A 16,813-nucleotide genomic window follows, 5' to 3' on the forward strand; every position below is an offset into this window, starting at 1 on the left:
GCGGCGCCGATCCGGCCGGCCGTCGTCAAGGCGCCGGAACCGGGGCGCATGCCGCGCTGCGGCCCTGGCGGAGGCGGTGGGGCGGTCGCCGAATCCGCTGCCCGGAGCGGCCCGAATCGGTCGGAATTGGCGCCCGTGGCGGCATCGACGCAGATCGCGCGGGCGGCTCCGGCCTTCGGCCCGCTACACTATGCGCATGATTGCCTTCCGTGATTTCGCCCTTCGGCGCGGCGAACGCCTGCTCCTGTCCAAAGTCGACCTGACCCTGCAAGCGGGGTGGCGGATCGGCGTGATCGGCCGTAACGGCACCGGCAAGTCCTCGCTGTTCGCGGCGATCCAGGGCGAGTTGGAGTCCGACCTGGGCAACCTCGACATGCCCAGCCGCGTGCGCATGGCCAGCGTGGCCCAGGAAACCCCGGCCCTGGACGACCCGGCGCTGGACTTCGTCCTGTCCGGCGACGCCGCCGTGTATTCGGTGCTGATGGCCGAGCGCGCCGCGGTCGAGCGCGAGGACTGGGAAGCCGTGGCCGAGGCCCACCATCGCCTGGAAGAGCTCAACGGCTACGACGCCACCGCGCGCGCCGGCAAGCTGCTGCACGGCCTGGGCTTTTCGCCCGACACCCACGAACGCGCGGTCAAGGAATTCTCCGGCGGCTGGCGCGTGCGCCTGAACCTGGCGCGCGCGCTGATGACGCCGTCGGACCTGCTGCTGCTGGACGAACCCACCAACCATCTCGATCTCGACGCGGTGCTGTGGCTGGAACAGTGGCTGCTCAAGTACCCGGGCACCTTGATGCTGATCTCGCACGACCGCGAGTTCCTGGACGAGGTCACCACCCACACCCTGCATCTGCACGACGGCAAGGCCAAGCTCTACACCGGCGACTACACCGCGTTCGAGCGCCAGCGCGCCGAGCACCTGCGCCTGCAGCAGATCACCCACGAGAAGGCCCAGGCCGAGCGCGCCCACCTGCAGAGCTTCATCGACCGCTTCAGCGCCAGCGCGGCCAAGGCCAAGCAGGCGCAGTCGCGGGTCAAGCGCCTGGCCAAGATGGCCGGCACCGAGGCGGTGCGCGCCGAGCGCGCGCTGCGCATCGATTTCCCCGAGCCGGTGAAGCTGCCGCACGCGCTGCTGCGCCTGATGCACGCCGACTGCGGCTACGGCTCGCATACCGTGCTCAACCAGGTCGGCTTCATCCTCGAAGCCGGCGACCGGGTCGCGTTGCTGGGCCCGAACGGCGCCGGCAAGTCGACCCTGGTCAAGTCCCTGGTCGGCGAACTGGAGCTGCTCAGCGGCGAGCGCGGCGGCCACCCGGACCTGCGCATCGGCTACTTCGCCCAGCACACGGTCGAATCGCTGCGCGAGGGCACCACCGCGATCGACCACTTGGCCGATATCGCGCCCGGCGTCGCCACCCAGCAGCTGCGCGATTTCCTCGGCAAGTGGAATTTCCCCGGCGACCGCGCGTTCGAAAAGGTCGATTCGTTCTCCGGCGGCGAACGCGCGCGCCTGGCCCTGGCGATGATCGCCTGGCGCCGGCCGAACGTGCTGTTGCTGGACGAACCGACCAACCACTTGGACCTGGACATGCGCGAGGCCCTGGCCGAGGCGCTCAGCGACTTCGCCGGCGCGATCGTGCTGGTCTCGCACGACCGCCACCTCATCGGCCTGGTCTGCGAAACCTTCTGGCGTGTCGCCGACGGGGTCGCCCAGCCCTTCGACGGCGACCTCGACGCCTATGCGGTATGGCTGCGCACCCGCGACAGCAGCAACGACGGCAAGGCCGCGGCCAAGGCCATCGCCGCCGCCGCATCGACCGTGGTGCCGGCCGCGGCGCCGACCAAGCCGCGCGCCAAGGTCAATCCGCACAAGCTGGCCCAGGCTGAAGCGCGCGTGGCCGAGTTGGAATCCAAGCTGCATACCCTGGACATGGATCTGGCCGACCCGACCAAGTACGCCGGCGGCGGCGACAACGCGGCCGAACTGGCGCGCAAGCGCGACGCGGTGGTGGCGGAACTGGCCCAGGCCGAGGCGGAGTGGCTGGCGCTGTACGACGCGGCTTGAGTTTCGCCGGCGCGCGCCAGTCCGATCGCGGCTCACGCCGCTCCCACAGACAGCCTCAGCGCCGCCGCTTCCTGTAGGAGCGGCGTAAGCCGCGATGCGCTACTCAACAATCGGCGCGAGCAGCGAGCAGCGAGCAGCCGGCCCCGACCGGCCCCATCACTGCAGCCGCACATCCAGATCGCGCTTCGCCGCCGCGACATTGCCGCTGTAATCCTTCGCGGTAATGCGCAAGGTGTAGTCGCCCGGCGGCAGGTCGGTCGGCGTCCACAGGCCGGGCACGAGCCTGCCGTCGCGCGCGGTGTTGGTCAGCACATAGCGGAAGCGCGTGATCGCGCTGCCGTGCACGGTGACGCCGCTGCCGTCGGCGTAGACGACCTGGACCGCTTCGTCTTCCGACGGCATGCGGTCGAACTGCAGATTGGTGCGCGGGCTTTCGTAGCCCGGCAGCGGGGCGCCGGCCGCGTCCAGCCATTGGTAGCCCAGCGAATACAGGCCGAGCCGGCGTCGCGCCTGATTGCGATCGACCTGATCCCAGGCATCGACCACGATCTGCACCCCCGGCAATCCGCGCGACACCAGCACGCGGTTCTGCTCGCGCTGCTCCAGCGGCTGGGCCGCGTCGTCGAGCAGGGCCACGCGCTCGATCTGCGGCGCGTGCCTGTCGGTGTAGCCGACGAAGCCCAGGGTGATCGCGTTGCGCTGGTAGCCGCTGGCACCGACCACCAGGTGCACGTGCGCCATCGGATTGATCGTGCCCAACGCGTCGCCGACGCGGAAGCGGGTGCCGCGCAGAACGCGGATGCGCTCGGGTTTGCCGTCGTCGCCGAGGACCGGATGGAAGCGGCTGGGGTCGAGCGAATTGCCTTGCGGGTCGCGGCCGACGCGCATGTGGATGTAGCTGAGCGTGTCGAGGGACATGCCTTCGCCGAGCGCGCCCATGCCCCAGGTTCCGTTGGGACTGCTGAGCTTGGCGTCGGCGATCGCGAGCACGCGCTGGCCGACGTCGCCGGCGATGTCGAGGCCGTCGTGCAGATGGTGGCGGGCCTCGCCGTTGCCGTCGCCGCGCACTTCGGCCATTGTGCCGACCACTTCGTGCCAGCCGTCCTGCGGCGCCAGCGGCCAACGGCCTTCGCTGCGCGGCAGCGGATTCTGCGGCGAGGGTCCGACCGCGGCGAGCGTCGCCGCGCTGCCGGCCGCGACCGGCGCGATCCGGTGCACGCGATAGCCCTGCGCATCGGCGACGTAGAGCGCGCCGTCGGGCGCCAGCGCCAGCGCCGACGGGCGCGCGAGGCGCTGCTCGGTGGTCGCGTCGGTGATGGTGTGCAGACTGCGATCCAGGCCGATCTGGAGCACGCGGCCGCGCGCCATCTCGCCGACGTAGATCACGCCGTCGTGGGTGACGGCCAGGCTCAGCGGACGCCGCATCGCGTCCGGCGGGTCCTCCTGCAAGCCCCGCAGCACGGTGCTGACCACGCCGTCGAGCCCGATCCGGCGGATCGCGTTGTTGCGCAGGTCGGCGACCAGCACGCGGCCGTGCCGGTCCAGCGCCAGCGCGGTCGGCGTGTCGAAGCGCGCCAGCGCGGCGGGACCGTCCTGGTAACCGGGCCGCTCGCCGCCGGCGAGCGTGCGCACCTGGCCGTCGTTGCCGATCACGCGGATGCGGTCGTTGTAGGTGTCGGCGACGTAGACCCGACCCTGCGCATCCACGGCCACGCCGGTGGGGCCGTTGAAGCGGGCCTGCGCGGCGGGACCGTCGAGGTAGCCGGCGCTGCCGTCGCCGGCCAGGGTGCTGACCACGCCCTGTGGGCTGAGCTTGCGGATCGCGTGATTGCCGGTGTCGGCGATGTAGAGATTGCCCGCCGCGTCCAGGGCCACGCCCGAGGGCGTATTGAAGGCCGCGGCGGCGCCGATGCCGTCGCGGAAGCCCTCGCTCGATCCGGCCAGGCTGACCACGCGGCCGTCGGCGCGGATCGCGCGGATGCGGTTGTTGTCGCCAGCGTCGGCCACGTACAGGGTGCCGTCGCGGCCCAGGGCCAGGCCGTAGGGGTCGGCGAAACGCGCCTGCGCCGCAAGGCCGTCGCGCAAGCCGAGCACGCCGTCGCCGGCGCGCAGCTGCAATTGCCCGGCCCAGCCCAGCGGCGTGGCCTGCGGCCCGGCGGGTTTGCGCGGGATGCCGGGTTCGAACACGAAAGTGGCGGCCAAGGCGGCGGCGGTGAGGGCGACAGCCAGCCCCAGCCAGAGATTTCGGGTCATGCGGTTCCTGGTTGCGACGGCCGCGCGCGCAGCGGGGCCTTGGGGCGAGCCCGATTCTAGCCAACTCGGTTCAGCCGCGCCGGCGGTATCGGGCCGGCCGGTCCGGCGCTTGCATCGGCGGCGTCCGGCCCCACACTGTCTGCCTACATCGTCAAGAACCCTGCGTTTCCATGCCTATCTACGCCTTCCAGTGCAGCGCCTGCGGGCATACCTTCGACCGTTTGCAAAAGCTGTCCGACGCCGATCCCAGCGTCTGCCCGTCCTGCGGCGCGGAGGCGGTGAGCCGTCAGCTCACCGCGCCGCAGTTCCGCCTGGCCGGCGGCGGCTGGTACGAGACCGACTTCAAGAAGGACGGCGACAAGAAGCGCAACCTGGCCGATGCCGGCGGTTCGAGCGGGGCCGGCGATTCGGGGGCGGCCAAGCCGGCCGCGCCCAAGGCCGAGCCGGCCAAGAGCGAGCCCAAGCCGGCCGCCAAAACCGCCGCTTCCGGCGATTGATCCCGGGCGCCCGATCTTGGGTGCCGGACCTGCGATCGCAGGGCCGATGTAGACGGGCGCCTCGCGACGAGCGCCGTAGCGGCGCCCGTCGCGACGGCGGTCAGTTGCCGAACTCGCCGCGGCAGCCCTGGTTGACCCAGATCGCGTTGCGCGACTCGATGCCCCAGGTGCGGCCCTGGATGCAGGGCTGCTTGGAGATCTGCCGCAGCAGGCGCGGCATGGCGTTGCCGACCGGCAGGGCGCAGGTCGTGGTCCGGTTGTCGACGCTGGAGCAAGTGACCCGACGGCCCGGCTGCGGCGGCGGCAGCACCTGGGCGTCGCCGATGAAATCGGCGCGGCAGCCCTGGGTGACCCAGACCTGACCGTTCTGCGATTGCCAGGTGCGGCCCTCGATGCAGGCCGAGCTGGACAGCTGGCGCGACAGCCGGGTGCGCCCGTACCAGGGCACCGAACAGGTCTGCGGACGATTGTCGGTGCTTTCGCAGCGCACGGTCTGGCCGACCGGGGGCTGCGGGCCCTGGCCGGGGCCGAACTCGCCGCGGCAGCCGCCGCTGACGTAGATATTGCCGTCGCGGGACTGCCAGGTGCTGCCTTCTGTGCAGGGCGTCTTGGACAGTTGCTTGATCAGGCGCGAATAGCCGGGCCAGCCGGTGCGGCAGGTGCGCACGCGGCCGTCGTTGCTTTCGCAGCGGATCGTGCCGCCGGGTTGCGGACCGACTCCGCCGCCGCCGGCCAGGGACTGGGAGATGTCGGCCTTGATCCGGCTGAAGGTCCAGTTGGAGCGGTTGACCTGGTCGATATAGAAGCGCAGCTGGTCGTCCGGGATGCGCCGGCCGTTGGATTGCTCGGAGTATTCCAGGCTGATCACCCGGACCTGGTCGTTGTAGTTCAGGTTGCGCAGGTTTTCGGGCGCATAGGCGCGCGTCTGCGGCTGGGCCTGGACCAGGACGGGAGCGGCCAGGGCCGCCAGGCACAGCGCCAGCGACAGCGGTTTGAGCAGTTTCAGCATGGCCATTCCCCTAGCCGGGTGGGACACGCGGCAGACCGGGCCGCGGCCGGTGGTGCAGGGCAATCCGGGTGGAGCGGATGTGGATCGGAGGTAGATGAAATCCAGCCGCAGGCTGCGCGGCCGGACAAGTAACCGGCCGGAGCCGTTAAGATAGCGTGTTCCTGGCCCAGGCCCGGACGCGCGCCGGCCCGCCCGGCGCCCCCACCGTGCCGGCCCTGCCGCCGGCCGCCGTTTCGATCCCGGAGTTTCCATGCGTACCCACTTCTGCGGCCTCGTCGACGAGGCGCTGATCGGCCAGACCGTCACCTTGTGCGGCTGGGTCAACACCAACCGCGTCCAGAGCCATGTGGTGTTCACCGATTTGCGCGATCACGAGGGCGTGGTCCAGATCGTGGTCGATTCCGACATGGCCGAGCTGTTCAAGACCGCCGGCGACCTGAGCGTGGAGAGCTGCGTGCGCGTGACCGGCACGGTGCGCGCGCGCCAGGCCGCCAACGACAAGATCCGCAGCGGCAAGGTCGAGATCCTGGCCGCGACCATCGAGGTGCTGAACAAGGCCGAGCCGCTGCCGTTCCACGCCCACGAGAACGCCGGCGAGGAAACCCGCCTGACCTATCGTTACCTCGACCTGCGCCGTCCCGAGATGCAGAAGATGATGCGCACTCGCATCCGCCTGGTGCAGTCGCTGCGCCGCTGGCTGGACGCGCGCGGCTTCCAGGACATCGAAACCCCGATCCTGACCAAGGCCACGCCCGAAGGCGCGCGCGACTTCCTGGTCCCCGCGCGCATGCACCCGGGCGAGTTCTACGCATTGCCGCAGTCGCCGCAGCTGTTCAAGCAGATCCTGATGGTGGCCGGCTTCGACCGCTACTACCAGATCGCGCGCTGCTTCCGCGACGAAGCCCTGCGCGCCGACCGCCAGCTCGAGTTCACCCAGCTCGACATGGAGTTCGCCTGGGTCTCCGAGCGCGACGTGCAGGACACGGTCGAGGACATGATCCGCGTCGTGTTCAAGGAGTCCATCGACGTCGAGCTGGACGCGCAGTTCCCGCGCATGACCTACGCCGAGGCGATGCGCCGCTACGGTTCGGACAAGCCCGACCTGCGCATCGACCTGGAATTCGTCGACATCGCCGAGCTGGTCAAGCACTGCGAATTCAAGGTCTTCACCGATTGGGCCAACCACGCCGACGGCCGCGTGATCGCGCTGCGCGCGCCGGGCGCCGCGGGCTGGTCGCGCAAGCAGATCGACGAGGCCGGTGCCCACGCGGCCAAGTACGGCGCCAAGGGCCTGGCCTGGATGAAGGTCGAGGACGCGTCCAAGGGCCGCGAAGGCATCAACTCGCCGATCGCCAAGTTCTTCGACGACGCGACCCTGGCCAAGATTATCGAAGCCTCGGGCGCTACCAGCGGCGACGCGATCTTCTTCGGCGCCGCCGATTACAAGACCGCCAGCGACTTCATGGGCGCGCTGCGCCTGAAGCTGGGCAAGGACCTGGGCCTGGTCGGCGAAGGCTGGAAGCCGCTATGGGTCACCGATTTCCCGATGTTCGAGTGGGACGAGGAAGCGCAGCGCTACGTCGCCCTGCATCACCCCTTCACCGCGCCGGCGGTGGACGACATCGCCGATCTGCGCGCCAACGCCAAGACCGCGGTGTCGCGCGGCTACGACATGGTGCTCAACGGCAACGAGATCGGCGGCGGTTCGATCCGCATCCACCGTCCGCAGATGCAGTCGGCGGTGTTCGATCTGCTCGGCATCGGTGCGGAAGAGGCCGAAGCCAAGTTCGGCTTCCTGCTCGACGCGCTCAAGTACGGCGCGCCGCCGCACGGCGGCATCGCCTTCGGCATCGACCGCATCGCCGCGCTGATGGCCGGAACCGAGTCGATCCGCGACGTGATCGCCTTCCCCAAGACCACCACCGCGCAATGCCTGATGACCGGCGCGCCGTCGCCGATTCCGGACGCGCAGCTGGCCGAAGTGCACGTGATGGTGCGGCCGAAGGATCCGGCCTGAGCGTCGGATCCGGGGCTGGGGCAGGCGCGGCGCAGGCCGCGAACGCTCCAGCGGCCGGCGGCGCCGTAGCGATCGCGCGGGCGGACGTTTTGCGCGTCGCGATCAGTCAACGCCGGCAGATGCGGTTGCGCGGTCGCGGCTGACGCCGCTCCTACACGAAGCAGAAAGCGAGAGGGCCGGCTGGACCATGAGCGACGACTACCGCATCCGCCGCGCCACCGTCGCCGACGCGGCGTTGTTGTCCGATCTGGCCGCGCGCACCTTCATCGAAACCTTCGGCCATCTGTATCCGCCGGACGATCTGCAGGCCTTCTTGGCCGACGCTTACGCGGTCGAGAAGCAAGCCGTCATCCTCGCCCATCCGGACTATGCGGTCTGGCTGCTCGAACGCGACGGCACGGCGATCGGCCACGCGGCCGCTGGGCCTTGCGGTCTGCCGCATGCGGAGGTGGCCTCGGGCGATGGCGAGCTCAAGCGTTTGTACGTGCTGCGCGAGGCGCAGAACGGCGGCTGGGGCGGCCGTTTGTTTCAGACGGTGATGGACTGGCTGCTGCGCGACGGCCCGCGCACGCTGTGGATCGGGGTGTGGTCGGAAAACCACGGGGCGCAGCGCTTCTACGCGCGCCATGGCTTCGTCCACGTCGGCGATTACGAGTTCGTCGTGGGCCAGACCCGCGACCACGAATACATCCTGCGCCGCGCGGCGGCCTGAGCCAGCTAGGCGCGGCGTCAGTCCCGACCGTTCCTCCTCCAAGGCGGGTGCTGCGARGCTTGCYGCGTTGCCGCTTTCTGTGGGAGCGACGTGAGTCGCGATCGCGTGAGTCGGGGCTTGCGTCGCYGCTCGCATGGCGCATCGCGGCTTACGCCGCTCCCACAACGCCGTGTTGTGGCACGCGCGAGGGTTGYTGCGCCGGTGGCGGTGGCGGTGCGGTCGCGGCTCACGCCGCTCCTACCCCAAGGCGGGTGCTGCGAAGCTTGCTGCGTTGCCGCTTTCTGTGGGAATCGCGTGAGTCGGGGCTTGCGTCGCTGCTCGCATGGCGCATCGCGGCTTACGCCGCTCCCACAACGCCGTGTTGTGGCACGCGCGAGTCGCGGCACACGCCGTTCCCACTGTGCCGCTCCCACCGTGCGGTCGCGGCTCACGCCGCTCCTACCCCRAGGCGGGTGCTGCGARGCTTGCYGCGTTGCCGCTTTCTGTGGGAGCGACGTGAGTCGCGATCGCGTGAGTCGGGGCTTGCGCCGGTAGCCGAACCTCGCCCATCGCGGCTTACGCCGCTCCCACAGTAGATACGCCGCGGTCCGTGGCTCAGCGCGCCGCCACCACGTCCACCGCACCCAAGGTCAGGCGCCCCGTGCCGTCGCGCCCGGCATTCTGCGGCGCGATGCCGCGGCGGCCCGGCCAGCTGTCGGCGAGCGCGAGCTTGAGCGTGTAGCGCCCCGGAGCCAGCGCTGCCGGTACGCTGGCCTGCAGGTCGCGGTTCTGCGGCGATCCCGGCAGCAGGCCGGTGAGCGGATAGTCGAGCGCCGACTTGGCCCGCACCACGCCGCCCGCGTCCAGCCAATGCAGTTCGGCCTGATAGACCTGGTACAGCGGCGCTACGCCGGTGTTCTCGATGCTCAGGCTCAGCGGCAGGCCCGCACCGGCCGCGACCCGATCGGCCCAGGCCGCGCGCCGCACGGTGAACTCGTAGCCCAGCGCGCGCTTGATGCTCAGCACCTTGTCCCGAAACGCCGCGGTGCCGGTGTTCTCGTGCTGGCCGGCCGGGCCCAGCCAGGTGAAGTGGTAGTCGCGCACCAGCTTGACGATGTCGGCGGGGCGGTCGGTCCACAACTTCTTCTGGTCCGCGTACGGGCTTTCGCCGCCGATCGGATTGAGCTGCCAGTTCTGGCGCGCGGCCGGCACTTCGTTGCGATAGCCCCATTCCAGGTTCCACCAACCGGTGTCGTCGCAGCGCTTGAGCATGGGCGAATAGGCGTTGCACATCGCGGTGTAGGACGGGAAGAAGTCTTCGCTGAAGCCGAAGCCGGCGCCGCCGACGTCGCTGGCGCGCGCGTAGCGCGTGTGCACCGGCGTCTGCGCGAAGTTATTGATGTAGGCGTCGCGCACCAAGGCGCGGGTGGTCGCATCGGGCTCGTAGCTGGGGCAGCCGGAGGTATGCCACTCGCCCCAGAAGCCGAGCAGGCCGACATGCACGGCGGTGATGCGCGGGTCGCCGTCGTAGCGGCGCGCGAACGCGCGCACGAACTGCTGCAACTGCTCGCGCATCGCCGGTGTGTTGTAGTCCGGCGCCACGCCGGGGCCGTCGCCGCCGCAGTTGCTGTAGGCGTGGCCGGGGATGTTGAGCGGGGCCTGGCCGAGGAACTTGGGATAGTCGCGCTCGGGCTGCTCGCCGTCGTAGTAGTAATGAATGTTGTTGCCGACGCTGTCGGGGTAGTCGGCGACCGGGCGCAGCACGAAGGTCGCGTTCGGATCCTCGGCCAGGATCGGCGCGAGGTGGCGTTGTTCGAAGCCGGCCCAGTCGTACTGCTCGTCGGCGGTCTCGACTTCGCGCCAGGGCAGGTAGATCTGGTAGATCGAGGCGCCGTAGTAGTTGTCGGGCAGGCCGCCGTCGGCGCCGACCGTGGTGCCCCAGAGCAGGAAGCCGCGGTGCGGGTTGGACAGGTCGTCGTTGCTTTGGGCGGGGAGCAGTTCGCCGGCGCGCGCGGGCGCGAGCAGAGCGGTCAGCGCGATCGCGACGGCGAGGGCGGCGGGTGCTACGGGTCGCAGGTCCATGTGAACTCCGTGAGTGGGGGCGCGGCGATGGTGGACGCTGCGCGCAGGGCCGGGAGGGGCGCGGCATCACAATCCGGCGTGTCCCGTGGGTGGGACAACGGTTCCGTTAGCGGGGTCACGCTTGTTCCACGCGCTTTGCATCTTTCGTGTGTCTTTCGGCTTAGGGCGCGCCGTGAGCCGCGAACGCTCTGCTCACGAACCTGTGCAGGCCCGAGTGGCGCGGTCGCGGCTCAGGCCCGCCCCTATACCGGACGGAGACTTGGTTAGCATCGCCCCAGGCCCGATATCGCATTCATGGCGAACGACGGAGCGGCGATGGAGCGAGCGACGACGGCGGATGCGACGCGCAGAGTCCTGATGGTCCACGGCATCTGGATGCCGGCGCTGTCGATGCGCTGGCTGGGCGCGCGCCTGGCCGAGGCCGGCTACGAAAGCAGCACCTATGCCTACGCCGGCGCCGGCGGCGGGCCGGACGCGGCCCTGCCGGGGCTGCTCGAACGCCTGGCCGAACCGACCCACATCCTGGCCCACAGCCTGGGCGGCCTGATCGCCCTGAGCGCCTTGGCCGCCCAGCCCGAACTGCCGGTGTCCCGGGTGGTCTGCCTGGGCTCGCCGCTGTGCGGCAGCGCCGCCGCCGGTGGGCTGGCCCGGCACGCCTGGACCGCGGCCGCGCTGGGCCGCAGCGCCGAGCTGCTGCTGCACGGCTGCCCACCCTGGCGTGGCCGGGCCGAGGTGGCGGTGATCGCCGGTTCGACCCCGCACGGCCTGGGCCGCTATTTCGGCGATCTCGGCCAGGACAGCGACGGCACCGTGGCGGTCGCCGAGACCCGCCTGGACGGCCTGCGCGACCATGCGGTGATCCCCGCCAGTCACAGCGGCCTGCTGTTTTCGGCGCAGGCGGCCCAGATGGCCGCCGCCTTCTTCCGCCACGGGCGCCTGCGCGCCTGAGGCCAGGCCGGGCGGGCGGCGAGGGCCCGGTTGTGACGGTCCGGCCCCGGCGGCGGCGCCCGATCGAGTAAAATCGCCGGCTTGTTCACAGATTGAGCCGGTAACGCCATGGGTAGAGGTCCGTCGATCGAAGCGCGCAAGAACGCCGAAGATGCGCGTCGCGGCAAGATCTTCACCAAGATCATCCGCGAGATCAGCGTGGCCGCGCGCCGCGGCGGCGGCGATCCGGGCGGCAATCCCAGCCTGCGCACGGCGATCGACAAAGGGCTGTCGGCCAACATGTCCAAGGACGTGATCGAACGCGCGGTCAAGAAGGCCACCGGCGCGCTGGAAGGCGTGGAATACGAGGAAATCCGCTACGAGGGTTACGCCCCGGGCGGAGTCGCAGTGATCGTCGACTGCCTGACCGACAACAAGGTCCGCACCGTCGCCGACGTGCGTCATGCCTTCGGCAAGTTCGGCGGCAACCTCGGCACCGACGGTTCGGTCGCGTTCCTGTTCCAGAAGCGCGGCGTGCTGTGGTTTCCCGCCGGCACCGACGAAGACCAGGTCACCGAAGCCGCCATCGAAGCCGGCGCCGACGATGTCGTGGTCTACCCGGACGACGGCTCCATCGACGTGCTGACCGCGCCGGACGCGTTCGCATCGGTCAAGGCCGCGATGGAAGCGGCCGGTCTGGCCCCGGGCCAGGCCGAGATCACCTACCGCGCCGAGAACGAAATCGCCGTCAGCGGCGAGACCGCGCAGCAGGTGGTGAAGATGCTCAACTGGCTCGAAGACCTGGACGACGTCCAGAACGTCTACTCCAACGCCGATCTCGGCGCCGACGCCTACGCGTAGACTGCCTGCGTGATCCGCATCCTCGGCATCGACCCCGGTTCGCAACGGACCGGCCTGGGCGTCATCGACGTTGCGGCCGACGGCCGTTGCACCTATGTGCACGCGCAGGCGCTCAAGCTGCTCGACGCCGAGGATTTCCCGTCGCGGCTCGGGCTGCTGTGCGAAGGCCTGGAAGCGGCGCTGGACCAATGGCAGCCGCAGCAGGTCGCGATCGAGACCGTGTTCATGGACAAGTCCGCGACCTCGGCGCTGAAGCTGGGCCACGCCCGCGGCGCCGCGCTGGCGACCGTCGTGCGTCGGCGCATTCCGATCAGCGAGTACGCGCCGCGGGTGATCAAGCAATCGCTGGTGGGCCGCGGTGCGGCCGACAAGCAGCAGGTCCAGCACATGGTGCGGCTGTTGCTGAATCTGCCGGAAATGAAGCTGCAGGCCGACGCCGCCGATGCCCTTGCGGTCGCCCTGACGCACGCGCATATGAGTGCGACCAGCGCGCGCATCGGCCTGACCACGGCGCAATTGCGCAGGCGCGGCGCATGAGCGCGCCGCTTCGTCATCCCATGGGAGCGGGTCGGTGATCGGACGTCTCAAAGGCATCATCGTGCACAAGCAGCCTCCCTGGCTGGTAGTGGACGTCAACGGCGTCGGCTACGAGCTGGAGGCGCCGATGAGCACCTTCTACGACCTGCCCGAACTGGGGCGCGAGGTCGCGCTGTTCACCCATTACGCGCAGAAGGAGGACAGCGTTTCGCTGTACGGCTTCCTGCGCGAGACCGAGCGGCGCCTGTTCCGCGACGTCCAGAAAGTCAGCGGCATCGGCGCCAAGATCGCCCTGGCGGTGCTGTCGGGCGTGCCGGTCGAAGAGTTCGCGCGCCTGGTCCAGGCCGGCGACGTGACCGCGCTGACCCGCATCCCCGGCATCGGCAAGAAGACCGCCGAACGCATGGTGGTCGAGCTGCGCGACCGCGCCGCGGATTTCGTCGGCTCCGGCGCCATCCTCGGCGGCAACGGCGTGCCCGCCGATCCGCAGAGCGAGGCCACCGTCGCCCTGCAGCAACTGGGTTACAAACCCGCCGAGGCCGCGCGCATGGCGCGCGATGCCACCGCCGCCGGCGACGACGCCGCCGCCATCATCCGCAAAGCGCTAAAGTCCGCGCTTCGCTGAGCCCACGGCGGCGTACCCGCCCGGAGCACACGCACCATGGCTTCCACCGTTCCTTCTGTCGACGCGCAGCCGCGCAAGAACGCTCACGACGCCCAGGGCCATGGTCACGGCCATGGCGGCAAGGGCCTGGCCGGGCTGGTCGTCGGTGCGATCGGCGTCGTCTTCGGCGACATCGGCACCAGCCCGCTGTACACGCTGAAAGAGGCGTTTTCGCCGCACTTCGGACTGATCGGGCCGCACATCACTCCGGCGGCGTTCCACGACACCGTGCTGGGCATCCTGTCGCTGGTGTTCTGGGCGCTGATGATCGTGGTCACCATCAAGTACGTGACCATCATCATGCGCGCCGACAACGAAGGCGAGGGCGGCATCATGGCGCTCATGACCCTGGCCCAGCGCACCCTGGCCAAGGGCGGGCGCTCGGCGTACGTCGTCGGCATCCTCGGCATCTTCGGCGCTTCGCTGTTCTTCGGCGACAGCGTGATCACCCCGGCGATCTCGGTGCTCGGCGCGGTCGAGGGCCTGGAAGTCGCCGCGCCCGGCCTGCACCGTTTCATCGTCCCGATCACGGTGGTGATCCTGGTGATGGTGTTCCTGGCCCAGCGCTTCGGCACCGAGAAGGTCGGCCGCGTGTTCGGCCCGATCACCGTGCTGTGGTTCCTGGCCCTGGCCGCGATCGGCGTGCACAACATCGTCGACGCTCCGGAAGTGCTCAAGGCGCTGAACCCGATGTGGGGCGCGCGCTTCTTCATCGACCACGGCCTGCACTCGGTGCTGATCCTGGGCGTGGTGGTGCTGGCGGTGACCGGCGGCGAAGCCTTGTACGCCGACATGGGCCACTTCGGCGCCCGGCCGATCCGCTACGCCTGGTACATCATGGTGCTGCCCTGCCTGATGCTGAATTACCTGGGCCAGGGCGCGCTCGTGCTCGAACACCCGGCCGCGGTGCGCAACCCGTTCTTCGAGGCGGTGCCGGCGTGGGCGCTGTACCCGATGATCGTGCTGGCTACGATGGCCGCGGTGATCGCCTCGCAGGCGGTCATCACCGGCGCCTATTCGATCGCGCGCCAGGCCATGCAGCTGGGCTACATCCCGCGCATGCAGATCAAGCACACCTCGCACGACACCATCGGCCAGATCTACGTGCCCTACATCAACTGGATCCTGGCGATCGCGGTGATCACGGTGGTGCTGGCCTTCCGCAGCTCGACCGCACTGGCCACGGCCTACGGCATCTCGGTGTCGGCGACGATGCTGATCGACACCCTGCTGCTGGCGCTGGTCGCGCGCGCGCTGTGGCCGCGCTGGCGCACCTGGGTGCTGCCGCTGTGCGTGGTGTTCTTCATCGTCGACGTCGGTTTCGTGGTCGCCAACGGCGCCAAGTTCTTCGACGGCGCCTGGTTCCCGGTGGTGCTGGGCCTGACCGTGTTCACGGTGATGCGCACCTGGCGCCGCGGCCGCGAGCTGCTGCACGACGAGGTGCGCAAGGAGGGCATCCAGCTCGACAGCTTCCTGCCCGGCCTGATGCTGGCGCCGCCGATCCGGGTGCCGGGCACCGCGGTGTTCATGACCGCGGACAAGGGCGTGGTCCCGCATGCGCTGCTGCACAACCTCAAGCACAACAAGGTGCTGCACGAGCGCAACGTGTTCCTGACCGTGGAAACCCTGAACGTGCCGCATGCGCCGCGCGAGAAGCGGCTCAAGATCGAAGCCATCGGCGACGATTTCTACCGCGTGCTGATCCGCTTCGGCTTCATGGAAATGCCCGACGTGCCGCTGGCGCTGATGCGTTCCTGCGACGCCGGCGGCATCTATTTCGATCCGATGGACACCACTTATTTCGCCAGCCGCGAGACCGTGGTCGCCAGCCGCCACCGCGGCATGCCGATCTGGCGCGATCGCCTGTTCGCCTTCATGCACCGCAACGCCGCGCCGGCGACCGGCTTCTTCCGCATCCCGGGCAACCGCCTGGTCGAGCTGGGCGCGCAGGTCGAAATCTGATCCTGCTCTAGCCCCTCTCCCGCTCGCGGGAGAGGGGTTGGGGTGAGGGCACACGAGGTCACGGTCTCGCGCCGTCAGCCGCGTTCCGCACACCCTGCGGGCGCCTCAAGCGCGAGAAGCACCCAGCCGCCTCCATCCGCCGCAGCCAGCCGCCTTCCCGGCGCCAACCGCCACCGGCGTCGCCCCAGAGCCGCCCCCGCCCATGCGAACATAGCCGCATGACCGAAAACCGCATCATCGCCCCCGGCGCGAACCGTGAGGACGAGGCCCTGGAGGCTTCGATCCGGCCCAAGCGCCTGGACGAATACCTGGGCCAGCAGCCGGTTCGCGAGCAGCTCAAGATCTACATCGAGGCCGCCAAGGGCCGCGGCGAGGCCCTGGATCACGTCTTGATCTTCGGGCCGCCCGGCCTGGGCAAGACCACCCTGAGCCACGTGATCGCCAACGAGCTGGGCGTCAACCTGCGCCAGACCTCCGGCCCGGTGATCGAGAAGGCCGGCGACCTGGCCGCGCTGCTGACCAACCTGCAACCGCACGACGTGCTGTTCGTCGACGAGATCCACCGCCTCTCGCCCGTGGTCGAGGAAGTGCTGTACCCGGCGATGGAGGACTACCAGATCGACATCATGATCGGCGAGGGCCCCGCGGCGCGCTCGATCAAGCTCGACCTGCCGCCGTTCACCCTGATCGGCGCCACCACCCGCGCCGGCCTGCTGACCGCGCCGCTGCGCGATCGCTTCGGCATCGTCCAGCGCCTGGAGTTCTACAGCGCCGAGGAACTGACCAAGATCGTGCGCCGCTCGGCCCAGATCCTGGGCATCGATTGCGTGCCCGAGGGCGCGGCCGAGATCGCCAAGCGCTCGCGCGGCACCCCGCGCATCGCCAACCGCCTGCTGCGCCGGGTGCGCGACTACGCCCAGGTCCGCGCCGGCGGCCGCATCGACAGCCAGACCGCGGACGCGGCCATGGCCATGCTCAAGGTCGATCCGCAGGGCTTCGACGAGCTCGACCGGCGCCTGCTGCAGACCATCATCGAGTCCTTCGACGGCGGTCCGGTCGGGGTCGAATCGTTGGCCGCCGCGCTCAGCGAGGAGCGCGGCACGCTCGAGGACGTGATCGAGCCCTTCCTGATCCAGCAGGGCTACCTGGTCCGCAGCGCGCGCGGCCGCATGGCCACGGCCAAGGCCTACCGGCACATCGGCCTGAAGCCGAAAGCCAATGCCAGCGGGCTTTTCGAAGAGGGTTGAG

13 protein-coding genes are annotated in these 16,813 nt (G+C 69.9%); 10 read left to right on the forward strand and 3 right to left on the reverse strand.

Features of this window, described 5'->3' with window-relative positions; all coding sequences use genetic code 11:
• Nucleotides 1-196 precede the first annotated feature (196 nt).
• Nucleotides 197-2,065, forward strand: a complete 1,869-nt coding sequence (locus ASE10_RS14515; protein ID WP_055900880.1) for an ABC-F family ATP-binding cassette domain-containing protein — start codon at nt 197-199, stop codon at nt 2,063-2,065.
• 156 nt (nt 2,066-2,221) lie between these two features.
• Here ASE10_RS14515 and ASE10_RS14520 read toward each other — a convergent pair whose 3' ends face one another.
• Nucleotides 2,222-4,318 (reverse strand): NHL repeat-containing protein, encoded by a 2,097-nt coding sequence (locus tag ASE10_RS14520; protein WP_055900411.1) that lies wholly within the window; start codon nt 4,316-4,318, stop codon nt 2,222-2,224.
• 170 nt (nt 4,319-4,488) lie between these two features.
• On the opposite strand from ASE10_RS14520, the gene ASE10_RS14525 reads away from it, so the two are divergent.
• A complete protein-coding gene (locus tag ASE10_RS14525; protein WP_055900414.1) occupies nt 4,489-4,815 on the forward strand; it encodes a zinc ribbon domain-containing protein in 327 nt (108 codons plus the stop codon).
• A gap of 100 nt (nt 4,816-4,915) precedes the next feature.
• Here ASE10_RS14525 and ASE10_RS14530 read toward each other — a convergent pair whose 3' ends face one another.
• Nucleotides 4,916-5,824 carry a DUF3011 domain-containing protein gene (locus ASE10_RS14530; RefSeq protein WP_055900418.1) on the reverse strand — a complete coding sequence of 303 codons (909 nt, stop codon included), beginning with the start codon at nt 5,822-5,824 and terminating at the stop codon, nt 4,916-4,918.
• A 250-nt stretch (nt 5,825-6,074) separates the two neighbouring features.
• Between ASE10_RS14530 and aspS the strand changes: the two genes are divergently transcribed.
• Both aspS and ASE10_RS14540 read left to right on the forward strand, forming a co-directional pair.
• Nucleotides 6,075-7,841 carry an aspartate--tRNA ligase gene (aspS, locus tag ASE10_RS14535; RefSeq protein ID WP_055900421.1) on the forward strand — a complete coding sequence of 589 codons (1,767 nt, stop codon included), beginning with the start codon at nt 6,075-6,077 and terminating at the stop codon, nt 7,839-7,841.
• Nucleotides 7,842-8,028: 187 nt separating this feature from the next.
• Nucleotides 8,029-8,553, forward strand: coding sequence for a GNAT family N-acetyltransferase (locus tag ASE10_RS14540; protein ID WP_055900424.1), 525 nt, complete (start codon nt 8,029-8,031; stop codon nt 8,551-8,553).
• A 594-nt stretch (nt 8,554-9,147) separates the two neighbouring features.
• Here the strand turns inward: ASE10_RS14540 and ASE10_RS14545 are convergent.
• A complete protein-coding gene (locus ASE10_RS14545; RefSeq protein WP_055900427.1) occupies nt 9,148-10,614 on the reverse strand; it encodes a DUF4832 domain-containing protein in 1,467 nt (488 codons plus the stop codon).
• Nucleotides 10,615-10,971: 357 nt separating this feature from the next.
• Here ASE10_RS14545 and ASE10_RS14550 point away from each other — a divergent pair, with 357 nt between their 5' ends.
• The 6 genes from ASE10_RS14550 (at nt 10,972) to ruvB (ending at nt 16,812) form a co-directional block, all read left to right on the forward strand.
• Nucleotides 10,972-11,562: an alpha/beta hydrolase gene (locus tag ASE10_RS14550; RefSeq protein ID WP_235565769.1), complete on the forward strand. Its 591-nt coding sequence runs from the start codon at nt 10,972-10,974 to the stop codon at nt 11,560-11,562.
• A 108-nt stretch (nt 11,563-11,670) separates the two neighbouring features.
• Nucleotides 11,671-12,402, forward strand: a complete 732-nt coding sequence (locus ASE10_RS14555) for a YebC/PmpR family DNA-binding transcriptional regulator (protein WP_055900430.1) — start codon at nt 11,671-11,673, stop codon at nt 12,400-12,402.
• A gap of 9 nt (nt 12,403-12,411) precedes the next feature.
• Nucleotides 12,412-12,939 (forward strand): crossover junction endodeoxyribonuclease RuvC, encoded by a 528-nt coding sequence (ruvC, locus tag ASE10_RS14560; RefSeq protein WP_055900433.1) that lies wholly within the window; start codon nt 12,412-12,414, stop codon nt 12,937-12,939.
• Nucleotides 12,940-12,973: 34 nt separating this feature from the next.
• Complete coding sequence (gene ruvA / locus ASE10_RS14565; RefSeq protein WP_055900436.1) at nt 12,974-13,564, forward strand: Holliday junction branch migration protein RuvA; 591 nt, start codon at nt 12,974-12,976, stop codon at nt 13,562-13,564.
• Nucleotides 13,565-13,600: 36 nt separating this feature from the next.
• Nucleotides 13,601-15,565, forward strand: a complete 1,965-nt coding sequence (locus ASE10_RS14570; protein WP_055900439.1) for a potassium transporter Kup — start codon at nt 13,601-13,603, stop codon at nt 15,563-15,565.
• Between the two features lie 218 nt (nt 15,566-15,783).
• Nucleotides 15,784-16,812 (forward strand): Holliday junction branch migration DNA helicase RuvB, encoded by a 1,029-nt coding sequence (gene ruvB / locus ASE10_RS14575; RefSeq protein WP_055900443.1) that lies wholly within the window; start codon nt 15,784-15,786, stop codon nt 16,810-16,812.
• Nucleotide 16,813 lies beyond the last annotated feature (1 nt).

This window comes from Lysobacter sp. Root76 (genome assembly GCF_001428685.1).
Taxonomy (GTDB): Bacteria; Pseudomonadota; Gammaproteobacteria; order Xanthomonadales; family Xanthomonadaceae; genus Lysobacter.

Bases quoted from the DNA above. Each gene is read 5' to 3' on its own strand.
- ASE10_RS14540 (WP_055900424.1), top strand. From the start codon at position 8,029: ATGAGCGACGACTACCGCATCCGCCGCGCCACCGTCGCCGACGCGGCG.
- aspS (WP_055900421.1), top strand. From the start codon at position 6,075: ATGCGTACCCACTTCTGCGGCCTCGTCGACGAGGCGCTGATCGGCCAG.
- ASE10_RS14570 (WP_055900439.1), top strand. From the start codon at position 13,601: ATGGCTTCCACCGTTCCTTCTGTCGACGCGCAGCCGCGCAAGAACGCT.
- ASE10_RS14515 (WP_055900880.1), top strand. From the start codon at position 197: ATGATTGCCTTCCGTGATTTCGCCCTTCGGCGCGGCGAACGCCTGCTC.
- ASE10_RS14525 (WP_055900414.1), top strand. From the start codon at position 4,489: ATGCCTATCTACGCCTTCCAGTGCAGCGCCTGCGGGCATACCTTCGAC.
- ASE10_RS14550 (WP_235565769.1), top strand. From the start codon at position 10,972: ATGGTCCACGGCATCTGGATGCCGGCGCTGTCGATGCGCTGGCTGGGC.
- ASE10_RS14520 (WP_055900411.1), bottom strand. From the start codon at position 4,318: ATGACCCGAAATCTCTGGCTGGGGCTGGCTGTCGCCCTCACCGCCGCC.
- ASE10_RS14545 (WP_055900427.1), bottom strand. From the start codon at position 10,614: ATGGACCTGCGACCCGTAGCACCCGCCGCCCTCGCCGTCGCGATCGCG.
- ASE10_RS14530 (WP_055900418.1), bottom strand. From the start codon at position 5,824: ATGCTGAAACTGCTCAAACCGCTGTCGCTGGCGCTGTGCCTGGCGGCC.
- ASE10_RS14555 (WP_055900430.1), top strand. From the start codon at position 11,671: ATGGGTAGAGGTCCGTCGATCGAAGCGCGCAAGAACGCCGAAGATGCG.
- ruvB (WP_055900443.1), top strand. From the start codon at position 15,784: ATGACCGAAAACCGCATCATCGCCCCCGGCGCGAACCGTGAGGACGAG.